This is a genomic window from Leptospira noumeaensis (assembly GCF_004770765.1).
GTDB classification, from domain to species: Bacteria; Spirochaetota; Leptospiria; order Leptospirales; family Leptospiraceae; genus Leptospira_A; species Leptospira_A noumeaensis.
This window is the reverse complement of record NZ_RQFK01000007.1, coordinates 194,943-209,708: the sequence shown is the minus strand read 5'-3', so window position 1 is coordinate 209,708 and position 14,766 is coordinate 194,943. Positions and strand designations below refer to the sequence as shown.

General features: G+C 37.8%; 13 protein-coding genes. 6 read left to right on the top strand and 7 right to left on the bottom strand.

The window, feature by feature from the left end; all coding sequences use genetic code 11:
* The first annotated feature begins 99 nt into the window (after positions 1-99).
* Positions 100-1,206 carry a tetratricopeptide repeat protein gene (locus EHQ24_RS01045; RefSeq protein WP_135599856.1) on the top strand — a complete coding sequence of 369 codons (1,107 nt, stop codon included), beginning with the start codon at positions 100-102 and terminating at the stop codon, positions 1,204-1,206.
* A gap of 75 nt (positions 1,207-1,281) precedes the next feature.
* Here the strand turns inward: EHQ24_RS01045 and EHQ24_RS01040 are convergent, their stop codons facing one another.
* The gene (locus EHQ24_RS01040) at positions 1,282-2,961 is read right to left on the bottom strand and encodes a P83/100 family protein (RefSeq protein ID WP_135599855.1); all 1,680 of its coding nucleotides are present in this window, start codon (positions 2,959-2,961) and stop codon (positions 1,282-1,284) included.
* Between the two features lie 124 nt (positions 2,962-3,085).
* Between EHQ24_RS01040 and serC the strand changes: the two genes are divergently transcribed.
* The 4 genes from serC to EHQ24_RS01020 all read left to right on the top strand — a co-directional run bounded on the left by serC (position 3,086) and on the right by EHQ24_RS01020 (position 6,927).
* Positions 3,086-4,183: a 3-phosphoserine/phosphohydroxythreonine transaminase gene (gene serC / locus EHQ24_RS01035; protein WP_135599854.1), complete on the top strand. Its 1,098-nt coding sequence runs from the start codon at positions 3,086-3,088 to the stop codon at positions 4,181-4,183.
* Positions 4,176-4,832: a hypothetical protein gene (locus tag EHQ24_RS01030; protein WP_135599853.1), complete on the top strand. Its 657-nt coding sequence runs from the start codon at positions 4,176-4,178 to the stop codon at positions 4,830-4,832. Before serC ends, EHQ24_RS01030 begins: the two co-directional genes overlap by 8 nt.
* A complete protein-coding gene (rpiB, locus tag EHQ24_RS01025) occupies positions 4,829-5,266 on the top strand; it encodes a ribose 5-phosphate isomerase B (RefSeq protein ID WP_100744597.1) in 438 nt (145 codons plus the stop codon). The genes EHQ24_RS01030 and rpiB overlap by 4 nt, the downstream gene beginning before the upstream one ends.
* 89 nt (positions 5,267-5,355) lie before the next feature.
* A complete protein-coding gene (locus tag EHQ24_RS01020; protein WP_135599852.1) occupies positions 5,356-6,927 on the top strand; it encodes a concanavalin A-like lectin/glucanase in 1,572 nt (523 codons plus the stop codon).
* Here EHQ24_RS01020 and EHQ24_RS01015 read toward each other — a convergent pair.
* The 4 genes from EHQ24_RS01015 to EHQ24_RS01000 are packed head-to-tail and all read right to left on the bottom strand — an operon-like array spanning position 6,889 to position 10,820.
* Positions 6,889-7,278, bottom strand: coding sequence for a hypothetical protein (locus tag EHQ24_RS01015; protein ID WP_135599851.1), 390 nt, complete (start codon positions 7,276-7,278; stop codon positions 6,889-6,891). The two genes, EHQ24_RS01020 and EHQ24_RS01015, sit on opposite strands and share 39 nt — an antisense overlap.
* Positions 7,275-7,466, bottom strand: a complete 192-nt coding sequence (locus tag EHQ24_RS01010; RefSeq protein WP_135599850.1) for a CopG family transcriptional regulator — start codon at positions 7,464-7,466, stop codon at positions 7,275-7,277. The genes EHQ24_RS01015 and EHQ24_RS01010 overlap by 4 nt, the downstream gene beginning before the upstream one ends.
* Entirely contained in the window at positions 7,466-8,074 is a 609-nt protein-coding gene (locus EHQ24_RS01005) for a tetratricopeptide repeat protein (protein WP_135599849.1), read from the bottom strand. Before EHQ24_RS01005 ends, EHQ24_RS01010 begins: the two co-directional genes overlap by 1 nt.
* Positions 8,046-10,820 (bottom strand): hypothetical protein, encoded by a 2,775-nt coding sequence (locus EHQ24_RS01000; RefSeq protein WP_135599848.1) that lies wholly within the window; start codon positions 10,818-10,820, stop codon positions 8,046-8,048. Before EHQ24_RS01000 ends, EHQ24_RS01005 begins: the two co-directional genes overlap by 29 nt.
* 50 nt (positions 10,821-10,870) lie before the next feature.
* Here EHQ24_RS01000 and EHQ24_RS00995 point away from each other — a divergent pair, with 50 nt between their 5' ends.
* Positions 10,871-11,845: an alkaline phosphatase family protein gene (locus tag EHQ24_RS00995; RefSeq protein WP_135599847.1), complete on the top strand. Its 975-nt coding sequence runs from the start codon at positions 10,871-10,873 to the stop codon at positions 11,843-11,845.
* Here EHQ24_RS00995 and EHQ24_RS00990 read toward each other — a convergent pair.
* On the bottom strand, positions 11,842-13,011 hold the full coding sequence (locus tag EHQ24_RS00990) for a tetratricopeptide repeat protein (RefSeq protein ID WP_135599846.1): 1,170 nt from the start codon (positions 13,009-13,011) through the stop codon (positions 11,842-11,844). The two genes, EHQ24_RS00995 and EHQ24_RS00990, sit on opposite strands and share 4 nt — an antisense overlap.
* Positions 13,008-14,693 (bottom strand): tetratricopeptide repeat protein, encoded by a 1,686-nt coding sequence (locus tag EHQ24_RS00985; RefSeq protein WP_135599845.1) that lies wholly within the window; start codon positions 14,691-14,693, stop codon positions 13,008-13,010. Before EHQ24_RS00985 ends, EHQ24_RS00990 begins: the two co-directional genes overlap by 4 nt.
* Between the last annotated feature and the right edge of the window lie 73 nt (positions 14,694-14,766).

The window sequence follows — 14,766 nt, the reverse complement described above, 5'->3', positions numbered from 1 at the left end:
ATGTCATTTCTGCAAAAAAGAGCCTGATGTCAATGTTCTCACGTTTTTGAGTCGATTTTTACTGTCTAAAAAGGAATGCTGAAAATTGGACCCTAGAATATGGAAAATGCTGAGATTGAAAAACCACAAGAAGATGAAAAATTCACAAAAATAAAAGCTCTTGCCAAAGAGGCGTATCGTTTTCTTGATCAGGGCCGATTTAAAGAAGCCAAAGAACGATTAGACATATTACTTGATGAAGACCCTTCCAATACATACGGACTTGTAGGACTTGGTGATTATTACGCAAAAACCAAACAACCTGAACAAGCCATCCAATACTATCGCAAATGTTTGGCCGGAGATACAACGAATAAGTTTTCACTTATGGGCCTAATGAATGCTTACAGAGATTTGAATAGCCTCAAACGAATCATCGAAGTAGCAGAAGAATTTCACCACATAACAATCACAGATGCAAGTATCCTTTCTCGTGTAGCCGATGCCCATAGAAAACTAAAGAATTTTAAAGAATCAGAAGTTTATTATATGGAAGCACTCCAAATCAATCCAAGTGACCAGTACGTCATTGTGGGTCTTGGGCATTTGTATTTTGCCTGCCAAAGGTATGTGGATGCCATCCAGTGGTGGGAAAAATTACTTTCGAGCCAACCAAACAATATCAAAATCCTAACAGAAATTGGAAACAGTTACCGTAAAATCAAAGACTTTGACAAAGCGGTTCTCTACTACGAAAGAGCCAAAGAACTGGATCTAAAAAACTTTTTTGCTCTTTACGGCCTTGCCGAATCCTATCGTGGGAAAAAAGATTTTAAAACAGCCATCACTTATTGGGAAAAAATTCTCGAATCCGATCCTGATAACAAACTGATCATCAACAGGTATGCGGATTCCCTTCGCGGTCTTGGGAACTACGACAAAGCCCTTGAATGTTTCAATAAAATCTTGGCGAGTGGGGATGATTACTTTGCCCTTCTCGGAAAAGCGGCCGCATTACGTCTGATTGGTGATTTAGAAAAAGCGGAAGAAATTTATCTAAGCCTTCTTTCCAAATCTCCGAGTGATCCTAGACCTGCTCTGGAATTATCTGACCTTTGGGACATTATGGGGAAAAAACCACAAGCCATTAAACTCTTAGAAGATTTGGCAAAGAAAAACCCTTCGAACGAATCCATCCGAGAAAGGATTGAATACTTAAAGGATTAAAAAAAAATCCAACCTGAGACAATGAGTCAAAGGTTGGATTCTGTTCCCAAAGAAATGAATGCCCACCGAGGCTCCTTATGGAGCGATGGTTTTGAGTAGGCTTAAATCATCTTTTTTGAATACTTTAATGGTAGTTTTATCACCTTCTTTCGGTTTACCGGTCACATAAACTTTATCCCCAAAAAATGTGAGTTCTGAGTTTTCTTCCACAGGTTCTTCTGTTCTTTTCTCAAAAGTTAAATCGGATTTAAAACGAGAAACATGGTATTTGTCTTTTACCTTTTCAATCACGTAGATTTTGTCTTCCCGATTGATCATAGGAGTTCTCCAGAAAATATCCGCAGACTCGCTTGTTTTTTTCACACCCAGTTTGTCTGGATCCAGTAACACGAGTTTGTGTTTGCGGTTTTCTACTTTTTCTCCGTCATAACCAAGAACAAGAACTCCTTGGTTCGCAATTTCTTTGAATTCCTTAGAACAAATATTGTTGTATGGACTTTTGAAAAGAGCATCATCTTTTGCCGGATCAATCGCCCAAAGTTCGTTGGAATAATGTCCATCTGTATCGTATTTGATAAACTTCATAAAAAGAATTTTGTTGTTCACAACATTGTCACTTTGTTCTTCTTTTTTCTTCAGTTCTTCTTTGGTTTGTGCGAGTTCTGTTTTTAACTCTTCTACTTTCGCTTCCACCTTTTGAACGGTATCGTCTTTTTTGGCTGTATCGCCAGAAGTGGTGGTTCCGGTGCGCGCCTCTTCTTTCTTAGCGATTTGTTCTTCCTTTTTACTGAGTTCTTCTTTTTTTGCTTCTACCGCTTCTGATTTTTTATCAGTGTCTTTTTTCTCTTGTTCGATTTTTTTGACTTCTTCGGTTTTCTTTTCAATCTCTGCTTTGTTTTTGACCGGGTCTTTTTTTAACTCATTGAGACTAGCAACCGTTTCTTGTTCCTTTTTCTTCAATGCATCTTTTTTGTCTTGGAGATCTTTTTGTTCGTTCGCTACTTCTTGTTTTTTATCTTGCAAAACCTTTTTTTCTTCTTTCAGTTTATCAGTTTGTAACTTATCCATTTTTTTGGCTTCGTCTTCCATCTTCTGTTTGGTGGCAGGATCTTTTTCTTTATCCTTCACAGTTTTGTTGACGTCTTTTTCTAACTCATCGGTGGTGAGATCCTTTCCACTATCTTTTAAGATATTTCCTTCGATGGGAATGATGATTTGGGTTTTGCCTGGCCAATTTTTATAAACGGTATCAATCCCTAATTTGTCTGGAGAAGTAGCGGCGATCACTCCTTCTGTATATTTTTTTGTAAAAAACTTGGAGTCTTTTCTATGTGTTGCATTGTAATAGAGGACGTACTGCGCCAAAGTCTCAGAGTTTCCCGCTTTGTATTGGAAAGATTTTTCTACATAGGCTGCAATGATCCGCGCGATGGAATTGACATGGTCAAAACTTTGCGATTCCGAAAGGGTTAGGATGTCTGCTCCCAGTTTTCCGTCGGCTCCAGGTGCCACTCTTTGGATTTTGACTCCATCCACTGTTGCAGTATTTTCTTTGGCCAAAGTTTCTGCCAGTTTACGACCAATTTCGGTATTTTCTTGAATAATGTCATCAGATGCCTTACGTAAGGAACGGTTGATGAATTCGATTTTTTTGGAACCCTTGATTTCGGACTCGCCGAGTGGGGCTTTGGATTGGGCTGTCAGCGAAAGACTGACGAAAGTTAGGCAAATGATGATGGAACGAGAAATTCTCATTGTTTCCTCACGAAAATTGGGGTAAAGATGCCCACAAGATTAACAACCTTTGTGATTCTGCAAAGCAAGTTTTAGAATAAAAATCTATTTACCGGGGGGTGGATCTTCAAAATTCTGTGGGAGAATGCCTACATTTACGCACAGAGTCTTCAATTTTAATGCTGGCCCTGCCATGTTGCCCACAGAAGTCATGGAGGAAGCGCAAAACCAGTTCCTAAATTACAAAGGAACCGGAATGTCTGTAATGGAAATGAGTCACAGAGGAAATGTTTTTCAAAACATTTTGGACGAATCTCTCAGTGACTTAAGGGAATTACTCGACCTACCTTCCCGTTATGCGATAGTTTATTTTCCAGGTGGGGCAACCTTACAGTTTTCAGCCATTCCTTTTAACTATTTAAAAGCTGGAGACTCAGCTGATTATGCACTTACAGGTGTTTGGGCAAAAAAAGCATTCGAAGAAGCAAAGAAGTTTTATCCCAATGTAAAATCTATTTTTAACGGAGCCGATTCCAAATATATGGAACTTCCCACCATCACCGACGAGATCGTGAATGAGGGAGCCAAATATGTTTATATCACTTCTAACAATACCATTTATGGGACTCGTTACAAAACATTTCCAAAATTAAAAAAGGCTCCTCTTTTTGCGGATATGACAAGTGAACTCCTGAGTCGAAAACTCCCCATAGAAGATTTTTCTGTGATCTTCGCGGGAGCACAAAAAAACATTGGGCCTTCTGGACTCACCCTTGTCATTTACGACAAAGAAAAATTACCTACATTAGAACATCCCATTCCCAACCTCATGAACTTTTCTCTGATGGAAAAAAATGGGTCTTTGTACAACACTCCACCCACCTATTCCATTTACATTGCTGGTCTTGTTTTTAAATACTTAAAACGGAATGGTGGCCTCGCTGTGATGGAAGCCGCAAACGAAAGAAAAGCAAAAAAATTGTATGATACAATCGATGCATCCAACCTTTTTTATGCACCGGTTCCAGAAGATTTTCGTTCCGCAATGAACGTAGTGTTTAGAAGTCATAACGAAAGTTTGGATTCAAAATTTCTTTCTCTTGCCGAAGAACAAGGGTTTGCTGGACTCAAAGGATACCGCGACGTAGGTGGTTTTCGAGCCAGTATCTACAATGCGATGCCGGAAGAAGGTGTGGATTCTCTCATATCCTTTATCAAAGAATTTGAAAGAACACATGGGTAAATATAAACAATCCTACCTTGTTTTTTTTCTTTTAACTATTCATTCCCTTTCTGCACATTCCCTTTGGATTCCCGAAGGGAGTCTGGGTTGGAAGGAAGCTAAGGATTGTTATCTTCCTCTCAAAAAAGAAATCCCTCCCGGTGCCATCAGTCCCAATATCCTCAATTTGGATCGAATTAAAATGGGCGAGTTTGCAAAAGAATCAGCAGAACTTAGGCTTTCTTCCCTAAATTGTTTTTTTGAAAAAATTAAAGACTTACCTTTAGAAAATACAAAACCAGGGAACTTTGGTGAATATTTTGCACCTTCTCTTCTTTCAGGAAAAGAAAAAGAAGAAAGTTTTTTTACATACGAATGGAGAATCCTTCTTTCCGATTCTAGACCTTTTCCACTCACACCTGGGGAAGTTAATTCCGCCAAACAATGGTTTGAGTCTCATACGGAAATCAAAAACGAAATTACAAATCTTTCCATCGAATACCTGAACGAAAAAAATCCAAAGGAAAAACATTCACGTTATTTGGATTTATTCACAGGGTATTATGGAAGTTTACTGAGAGAACGAGACAAGTTTTTACTCTCTCTCTCTTTGGAATCATTGAAATCATACACCGATGCCCTAAAACAAAGAAAGGAGAAAGCAGAATGAAAGAAAAAATTGGAATCGCATCTGACCATGGAGGGTTCGCACTCAAAGAATTCCTCAGGAAAAGTCTCGAGGAAACTTACGAAATTGTCGATTACGGTACTAAGAGCGAAGAGTCCGTCGACTACCCCACCATCATTGGAGATGCCTGCCGAAAGGTTCTTTCCGGTGAAGTTCCAAGACTCATCGCCCTTTGCGGGACAGGCATTGGAGCCTCCATTGTCGCCAACCGTTTCAAAGGCATTCGCGCGGCCCTTTGCCATGATGAGTTTACGGCGGAAATGTCCAAACGCCATAACAATGCCAATGTACTCGTTTTAGGGGGAAGGGTTCTCGGAACAGATTTAGCACAGAGAATCGTAAAAAAATGGATAGAAACAGAATTCGAAGGTGGACGGCACCAAAAACGATTGGGACTCATCGAAGAACAGTCGTAACCTTTTTCCTTGTTTGGGGCCTACCCTTATTTGGATGGGAAGTCCCAAAACAAGAAATCCTAAACCTTAGCCTATGGAAAAAAATAGGCGTGGTTCAAAATTCGGAACCTGGCAAAAAGAACTTTCTAAAACCTAAAGAAAATACACCCAAACACGGCGAACTCTTCTTCGACTTTGAAGGAGAAGTGAGTGAACCACAAATCACAGAAGCCGGATTTCCTTTTAAATCCAAATCGATCACAGTTGTTTCCTCATCTTATTTAACCGATGACCAAACTTATTTTTTTGGGAAACGGTCGGCATATTTTTCTGGGCGTAGAAACCAAATCCATCTTTCTGTTTCTGGGAATTCTCTTTTTGGAACCCATCCAGATCCCTTTACCATTTCCATCCCCGTTCGTTTAGGAGAACAAGGTGCAGGTTCTGTCATTTTGGACCGGACTGTTTATGTGAAGGGAAAAAAATATGGCATCTCACTCGAGTTAAACGAAAGTAAACCAACATTACAAGTAAACAACCTACTCCAAAAATCAGATGGTCGAACTGCTAGTTTTATTTTAGAATCACCAGTCAAACTCAAGAGAAAAACTTGGGAAGTCATCTCCCTATATTTTGATACCTTAAACCATAAGTATATCATGTACCAAAATGGAATCGAAACTGCTGAGTATGAAAATAACCAAGCAGATACCTTAGGATTTGGATTTCCAGAAAATGATTCCACACCTCTTGTACTTGGAAAATCCTTTTACGGAAATTTAGATGGGTTTCATATCCATAAAGGGGAACCAGAAGTAGAATACACTAAGTTTGAATCCGTTCGTTATGATGATGAAACCAAAATTGGATATATGGAAGGAAACACTGCCCTATCCCCAGTTTTAGAAACAAAATATAGCAATTCTAGTTTGACCCGCATCCAATGGAAAACAGAACAACCTCGAGATACAATGCTCGAACTTTATTTTCGAGGAACCAACGAGAAGTTTGTTGAATCCAATTTAAATCTGCCTTGGACTAGAATTAAATCGTTAGAGAAAGACCTTCCCAAAAACAAATTCAAATACTACCAATGGAAATTATGGTTTAGACCAGACCCAATGGGAAAATCGGTTCCGACTGTACAGTCTCTATCTTTTGATTATACTGAACAAACTCCTCCAGATGTTCCCACTAGGTTTCGTTTGGATACAAATCCAACGGAAGGAAAATCTGTCTGTTTTTTATGGAATTCAAACCATGAAAAAGAAGTTCAAAATGGAGGTGGTTATATCATCCATTATGGACTCACTCCCACACGTATGTTAGGTTCTGTTTTTGTGAAAAAGGATAAAAATGGTGCCTTATCTAAGTTAGATGGGAACGAAGAAGATAGTAGTTTTAGAAACAAACGATTTTGTGTGAATGAAGAAACCTTAGTGAATAATATATACATTCCAGAAGGAGAATTGGAATCCCCCGAATACCGTCCCATCGCCGACCAAGTAGATATTTCGAGAAAAGAAAAGAGAGGACTCCTCTTCCAACCGGGACTTACTTATTATTTTAGAATATCAGCTTACAATCGCTATTTAAATGAATGGGATTCGAAAGACCAAAAAAGTCCACTTTCTCCTCCCATTTCATTTAGTTTCCCCAAAGAAGTTTCGAACCAAAAGTAAGGGAAGGGAGGAAATCTCCCTTTCTGTATCTACAATCATCGAATCCATTCCTTGTTTCAGAGCAATGGCCATTTCAATATCACAAGTATCTGCCATCAAAATCTGTGTTCGAATGCTTTCTGTATCTAAATCAAAAATGGAATCGGTTAGGTCTTCTAATAAACTTAAAATCTGTTTTTTCTTTTCAACAGAAAGGTTTTCTAACATTTGAAAAAGTATATAAACAGAAATGGAAGATGTAAAAAATCTTTCATGAGAATCTAAGGCTTCCAATAATAGTTTTTGGATTTTTGATTTACGATCGGAACGAACCAAAGAAAATAATAGAGAAGAAGTGAGATATACTTTCAATCCAATATCTCCGTTAAAGTGATCAGAGCTTTTCTTCTCACAAGTTCTGATTTTTGGATGATTTCATTTTTTAAAGCCATCCGAATGAGTTCTCCCCCGGAGACCCCTCGCCTGGACGCTTCATTTTTTAGTAAAATTTGTTCTTCTTCAGAAAGTAAAATTTGAAACCGTTTATCAATTTTTGCCATTAATCTTCTTCTTCTAATTCCTTTTCGGCTTTTTCAAATTTACGCCAATACAAATTGGCATCTTGCCATTGCCCAAGGGATTCATAAAGGGATGCAATATTATAATAAGATTCGGTCAAACGATAGTCCAACTTCACTGCCTTTTGGAAGAGTTTGATCGACTTTTCTTTGTTATCCGAGAACCATTCACTGAATGCCCAAAGATAATACCACCGACCGAGGTTTGGATCTCTTGGCCTAACCTTTTCCAAATGCAAAACATTCTCTTGAAACAGTTTGGAAGATAAGTTGTAGTTTTTTTGAATGAGTTTTGTTTTGTTAATCCGATCTTCTGCCGGTTCACTAGGTTTGGGAACAGATAAATCCGTTCGATAAAGAAGTGCTTTTGCATAGAGCAATTTGAAATACAACTCGTTTTGGCTTAATTCCAAATACCTTTCCAGATAGGGAATAGAACCAGTTTCTTCATCTACTTTGTGTAAGTTGTAAATTTGTTTTCTGAGGGCAGTGGTTTCTTCTTTTTTTTTGCTACCACCTGCCCAAATAGTTTGGGTGGTGAAAAACAAGATAAAAACAAATTTAAAAGTATAAATAGAAGTTCTGACCATCTTCCGGAAATTTCATCGATTTGATTTCATGGCGGAAAGGTAACTCCTGTAATTTTTGAATCACAGAAAGATACAAATCTTTTGCCGTTACAATCAACATAGAATTGGGTGAGGTTTCTATCAATCGATCTTTGCTTTCTAAATAACCTTGGATGGAATCCACAAAATGCCTTTTGGAACCTTCCCACTCCGGAGAAGGATGAAAATCCGGCCATTGAATGCGTAAAACAGAAGTGGATCTTTTCCCACCAAAGGTTGCTTGCATAAAAGAACGAATCATCCAAGACAAACTATCTTTTAAAAACTCAGGTTTTCTTTCTTCTTTTTCCACAAGGACATGGAGAGCAGGAATGACTTGGCGTAGTTTCTCTTGGATCATTCGTTTATGAGAATCCAAAAACTTTGTCCTTTCTTCTTTGTTTAGAAGCACGAGGAAAATCCCAGGAAAACCAAGGGACTCCATATGAAAAGCAATGATAGTCTCTGTTTGTAAAAGGATTTCCCAAGAAAACTTTTTAGCAATAAATCGATCAAGCCTTACTGTATCATCCACATCGAGTAAGGCAAATCCATTTTCATCAAATGGTAAATATGGATCATGGTGTAAAAAAATCAAATTAGAACGAGTGTTATAGTCTAGGCCTGAGGAAATTTGGTTATGAAAAGAACCAAGGGAATCGTTTAAAAAAAGATAAGAAAACCTGGGAGAACCAAGTCTCGAAATAAAGTTTTTAGTATAACCGACAATCCCGTCATAAGAAATTTCGTTTTCTCTGTAAATTTTATCAAGTAAACCATACTCAACACGTTTTTCTTCTGGGATCTGTGTGAGAAAATTTTCAACAACTTCTTCTTTCACTTCCGGTTGTGATTTTTTAGTAACAGAGTGAACCAGTTTTTCTAACTCAGGATTAAAAATAGTTTCCCGTTTTTTTTGTACGGCATCTAAAATAGCAACACGTCTCCAAGTTGCTGGTGGTAAAATCTTAAAACTCGTTTTTTTCACAGGGTTAGGAATGTTTATAACGGGTTCCCTTTTTGTTTCAATTCCTTCTTTAGTAGAGACCAATTTTTTTATCTCTAGTGTTTCTACTGGTGATCCATCACTCACAGGAAGGGATTCCCCTAACATCTCTGGATGTTTTTCCAGCAAACGTCTTTTGATAGAAGCCCACAAAATAAAAAAGATCCAGGGCCCTATGAATAAATATCCAAAACTGAATAAATAAGGTGGGAATGAGGAATAACGATAGATGGATAACCCTGATAACAATCCAGGTTTCCCTTTTTCTTTCGATACATAATAAGAATGGAATTTATGATGCAAAAATCCAACCGATTGTTTGTTGGATTCTAAGTGGGCAGTTTTAAGTTTATCATTTCCCTTCCAAACGCGGGGGTTAAATGTAACTTGCTCCTTACTTTTGTTATCTGATAACTTTGCAGATACCATTGGAAAATAAAACTCATCGCGATCTTTTTCTTTTTTAGCCAACAAAAGATTGGAATCAAGAACGGCAATGAGGATGGAGATAGATTTATCATCTTCGTTTATTTTCGGAATGATATACACTAAATCAAACTCTGATTCGAGTAAAATGGAAACTGGATGATTTTCTACCCTTTCCAATAATCCAAATATCTCTGTACTAAATCTGTTTTGAATCGCTCTCGAATCAGTTTTTCCTTTTTTCCAAAAATAAAGTTCAGAAACGATTCTTTCTGATTCGCCAAGGCCTCCACCTTCCTTAAGTCCGTCCCTTTGTAGATTTTTTTCTAAAATGGAAAGTGTTTCTTCAAATTGAACTAACCTGTGTTTGGCCCAAGGTTTATAATAACGATAGTCTGGAAATAATTCCCAACTTTTTTGATAAAACAAAAGTAGGATTAAATAAACGATGACTGGTATAAGAATTCTGCGTTTGAATTGAAACCCTGGATTCTGAATGACTATCCAAACAAAACGAATATAAAATAAACCGGTAAAGGTAACGAGAAACAGGATAAAACAACCAAACCGAATTTCCTCAGTTTCCGTATCAGATTGTCTGAGTAAATAAACAGAAAAATTTTCTGTAGTTTCTAAAATCAGTTTGGAATCTTCCCCATCTAACTTCCAAGTGATGGTTTGTCCTTCTTTGCCTGAAAAAAGCCTGAGTAGTTGGTTACTTTCTAAATCACCAGTAAGGATGGATTCATCATTGGTGTACAAAACTTTTTCTGATTTAGGATCAAAGGCCCAGTAAAGATATCCGTATTCCAAATTTGCATTTTGAATTTGTCTTGGTAAACTTGGACCTTTGGGAAACACCACAAAAAATTTTCCAGAAAGGTTTCTGTAAACAAAATCACCGTTAGATAGTTTTTTCAGTTTCCCTTCTAACAATCCAGATGGATCTTGTCTGAGTTCTTCTTGAAAAATTTCATTTGTTTCATTTGTACTATGAATGAGTCGTAAAGAATCATCATACAAACGTACATAACTGAATCCAAGGGTTTCTTTGATCCGACTTGTGACAAGAGCCGCACGATACGGTAGAGCCGATTCACGAAAAAAGAACTCAAGGGTGTTTAAGTGTTCTTTTGTTTTGTCTTCGTCAAACCGTTCCAAAGCGGAAATCAAATTGGATTTCTGGCGAAAGGGGCGAATCCATTCAAAATAACTGAATAAAACGGAGGTCACCAGGAGAGAAACCACAAGGTATCCAAAAAGAATAGACAGGTTTCCGAAATTCCGTTTCATCATTCTAATTATCGGGTTGTCATTGGCAAAAACCAATCAGTCCAAGGAAAGGAATGATTTTTTATGTATTTTTGGACGGAGTGGGAATGGCAGACTTCGATCCCAAATCCAACCCATTCAGCCGATTTGCCAAAGGTTTTTTAGCCCCTGTCGGAGGGATTCCTAAAACCGATGTAGATTTACCTATTTCCCCATCCCGTTTGCATTATATCAAAACAGATGCCCATATGGGTGTTCCTGGCCTTCCTCAATCAGCGACTGGACAAACGGCGCTCTGGACAGGAATACCTGGACCAAAAGTCCTGGATCGCCATGTGAGTGGATTTCCAACCATTACCCTACGCAAAATCATCGCTAAATATTCCCTCATCAAAGTCCTAAATGAAAATGGACACTTAAGCGATTTTCTCAATTGTTTTTCACCACCTTACCTAAAACATGTGGAAGAAAAACCAAAACTAGTTTCTGCTTCCACCTTAGTTCAGTTAGCGAGTGGCCGGCCATTAAAAACTTTTGATGATTTGGCAAATGGGAGAGGTCTTTATATGGACCTAACTCATGAAATTATGGGCACACTCGGAATTGATATGTTAAAACCGGGAGATCCTCTTTTGGAAAAAAGAGACCCGTATGAACTGGGAAAAAAATCCATTTCTATGTTTGCCAATTACAAACTTACTTTGTATGAATACTTCCTCACCGACAAAGTTGGACATGCCATGGATTGGGAAAAAGCTGAACATATCATTAAAAACTTAGAAGCGTTTTTTTATGGAGTGCTTGAAAGTATAGATCCAGAAAAAGATTTACTCATTGTTTCGAGTGACCATGGAAATATGGAAGACCTTAGCCAAAAAAATCATACAGAAAACCCGGCGGCCACCATCCTATATGGGAAGGATGCTGACCGCTTCGCAGAAAATATACATTCGCTTGCTGACATTGTTCCCGAAATTTATAAAACTTTCGGAATGGAGGAAGCCCTCCACAATACTAAAGCAAATGAATTTCTAATGAAATCCGACTAAAATTCCAAATCACTTCCAGGTTCAGGTCTGTTTGAAACCGAACTTGGTTTAGGTGAACCGGAATCAGACGTTACATCCGAATTATCAAGATCATTGTGGTCAGTGAATTGATCCAGTGATTCTTTTTTCCATGCAATCGCCTTGTCGGTAATCTGGTTTTTAGGGTATTTATCTACAATTGTCTGAAATATTCCTGCTGCTTTTTCAAACTTCCCTTGTCTGAAATAAATAGTTCCTTTTTTGTATAAAGCAGCTTGGTCGAGTGAATAATCACTGTTATTTAATGCTTTATTAATATAAGTGAGAGACTCCACTTGTTTTCCCATCGCATCATAAGAAAGGGCAATGTAATACAATGCTTCTTCTTCTTTTTTGGATGATGGCGCGACACTTACTACTTTTTGAAAAAGTTCAATTGCCTTAGAATAATTTTTCTTCGTATAATTCTCTTTCGCATCTTTTAAAACTGAATCTTTGTATTCACCTACTACTTTTTCATCAGCCCCTGCCAACTGATCAGCAGTTTCAATGTATTCATCAAATACGTCAAAAGAGGCCCAATCTTTACCCAGTTTACGCAGTGCTCGACCCCATCCAATTCTAGATTCCGTATTGTTAGGATCTTCTTGTAAGGCTAAGGTATAATTTTTACGCGCCGTTTCAAAATGGCCGGTTTTATAATAATAATCACCCAAAGCTAAGAAGGATTTAGATCTTAGTTTATTATCAGAACTAAGTTGCAAAACAGATTCTAAATGTGACTTACCTTCTGATTCATTTCCAATTTTTAAAAGTAAATTACCAAGTGAATAACTAAGTTTCTCTTTTTCTTCTGATTTTAAATTAGAACTTTTTTTTAAGTCTTTGTAAATATCAAGTGCTGGATAAAAGTCAGAGTTTTTTTCTAGAGCCCTAGCTTGGTTGTATTTAATTTGGAATTCATATTTTTCGAGTCCACGTTTCCCCGCTAACTCAGAAAATATGGCAATTGCTTTTTCTTTACTTTGAGGGTTGGATTGTTTTAAGTATTCTTCCCCTTCTGCAATTTTTTCCAAAATGATTTGTGATTGGTCTTCTTTTGCAGAAATATTCGTTTGGTAGTATGCAGTAGAAAGACCCGCAACAATAAACAAAAAACCTGCTAAACTAACAATGATTCGATTCATAAATTCCCTCTACCCACCTGACTCAAGGTCTGATTCGTCCAAAACTCTACCCTTGACGGAGAATAGGATTTTGTTTCCCTTTTTAAAAAACATTTTAAGGCTTTTTTTGTATCACCAGTTTTTAATGCACTCACACCCAGGAAAAACATTGCTTTCCCTCTTAAGTATCCATTGGACTCGTATTTCAAATATTCTTCCAAACGATACACTGCCGTTTCATATTTTTTTCTAATGACTGTTTCTTTGATGATTTGATTTAGATCTGTTTGCCCTAAATCATAGTTTACCGTTGCCGCAGTTTCTTCTTTAAAATCATTCACAGGTTCTGAATTTTCTCTGGGCGGTAAGGTTTCTGTAGGTTGTACAGAATGTTCGTTTTTATATACTTCTGATTTTTCTGGTTCTTTTTTAGGATGAGACTCTGCTACCACATTTGGTTCTTCTGGTGGGAGATTGTCCTTAGAAAAATCATATTTAAAATAAGATACGTTTTCTCTTAAATTATAATCTTCTGGAATTCCATTGGATTTGGCAGTAACCCCAAAATAGAGTTCATCGATTTCTTTTAATTCTTTGATAAAAAAGTTTGTTTTTGGATGTACTACGGTTGCCACCTTCACAACCGAACCTTGCCCAAACGACGCGGATCCTTGGTTTAAAGGTTTTACCGATGCATACAAACTATATACTGTAGTTTCATCAGCAGCTTCTGGACTAATCCAACTAATCACAGCCCCTTTGCCTACACGTTCGTAACCAAGGCCACGAACATGCATCACACTACCTAAATCAGTACGTGTCTCATTGGATGCCACTTCTTGTTTTGGTTTTTTAGGAGAATCTTCGACAATGACTTCCGCATTATTTTTATCCGTTTGTTTGATATAAAACACACGTAAAGTAGACTTTTTATCTTCTAATGGAAGTGTTTCCTCACCTCCAGCTTGTTTGACGGAAACTCCGTAATACAAGGTTTGAGATTTATCTAAATCCTGATCTAAAAATGTATTCACAGGATGGGTAAGTTCTGCCAATTTTTCTGCTTTTTGCATGAGAGTCAAACTGGTTAAAGGAGAATTTGACTTGTAAACAGTATACAAAGTTCGTCCCGCAGTCGCCCCGTTTGGTGGTATCCAATTCAAACGTACAAATTTTCTTTCGATATTGGCGGTAATATTGGACACTCCACCCACCATCGATTGGATCCCGGCATCGGCAGGAAAAGCAGGGAAATCTTGATTCTGGCCCACAACTGGAGTTCCATTTTCCTCGGCGATATGAACAGGAACCACAGTATAATTTTGATTTGAAAATAGTTTTACTTCTCTACGGCGAACATCCGTTACCATAACGATTGCATAGTAATAAGTACCCGGTTTTAAGTTGTAATCAAAATATACTCGGGTTGCGTTGGCGCCAGAGGCTTTGTAACGACCGAGCGAATCAGCAATGTATAATTTCTCAGGGCTATCAATCATCACAGAGGAACGAGCTACAATGATTTCACCATCTTGTTTGGGCGGATCCCAATCCAAACGAATCGATTTTTTATCAGGTAGAAGGCTGGCGTGGATTGCTTTTGCTATCGTTGGATAACGGCTTTCCTCAAACCCAGAATCTGCCGAAACAGGAAGATAAGAGAATAGCAGTACAACCATCCAGAATTGAATCGAGAACTTCATACTTAGATTTTCGGTGGTAGAGTCCCCCTAATTGAATTTTTCGTTTGTACTTTCCTAGGTTTTCTCTGAGAAT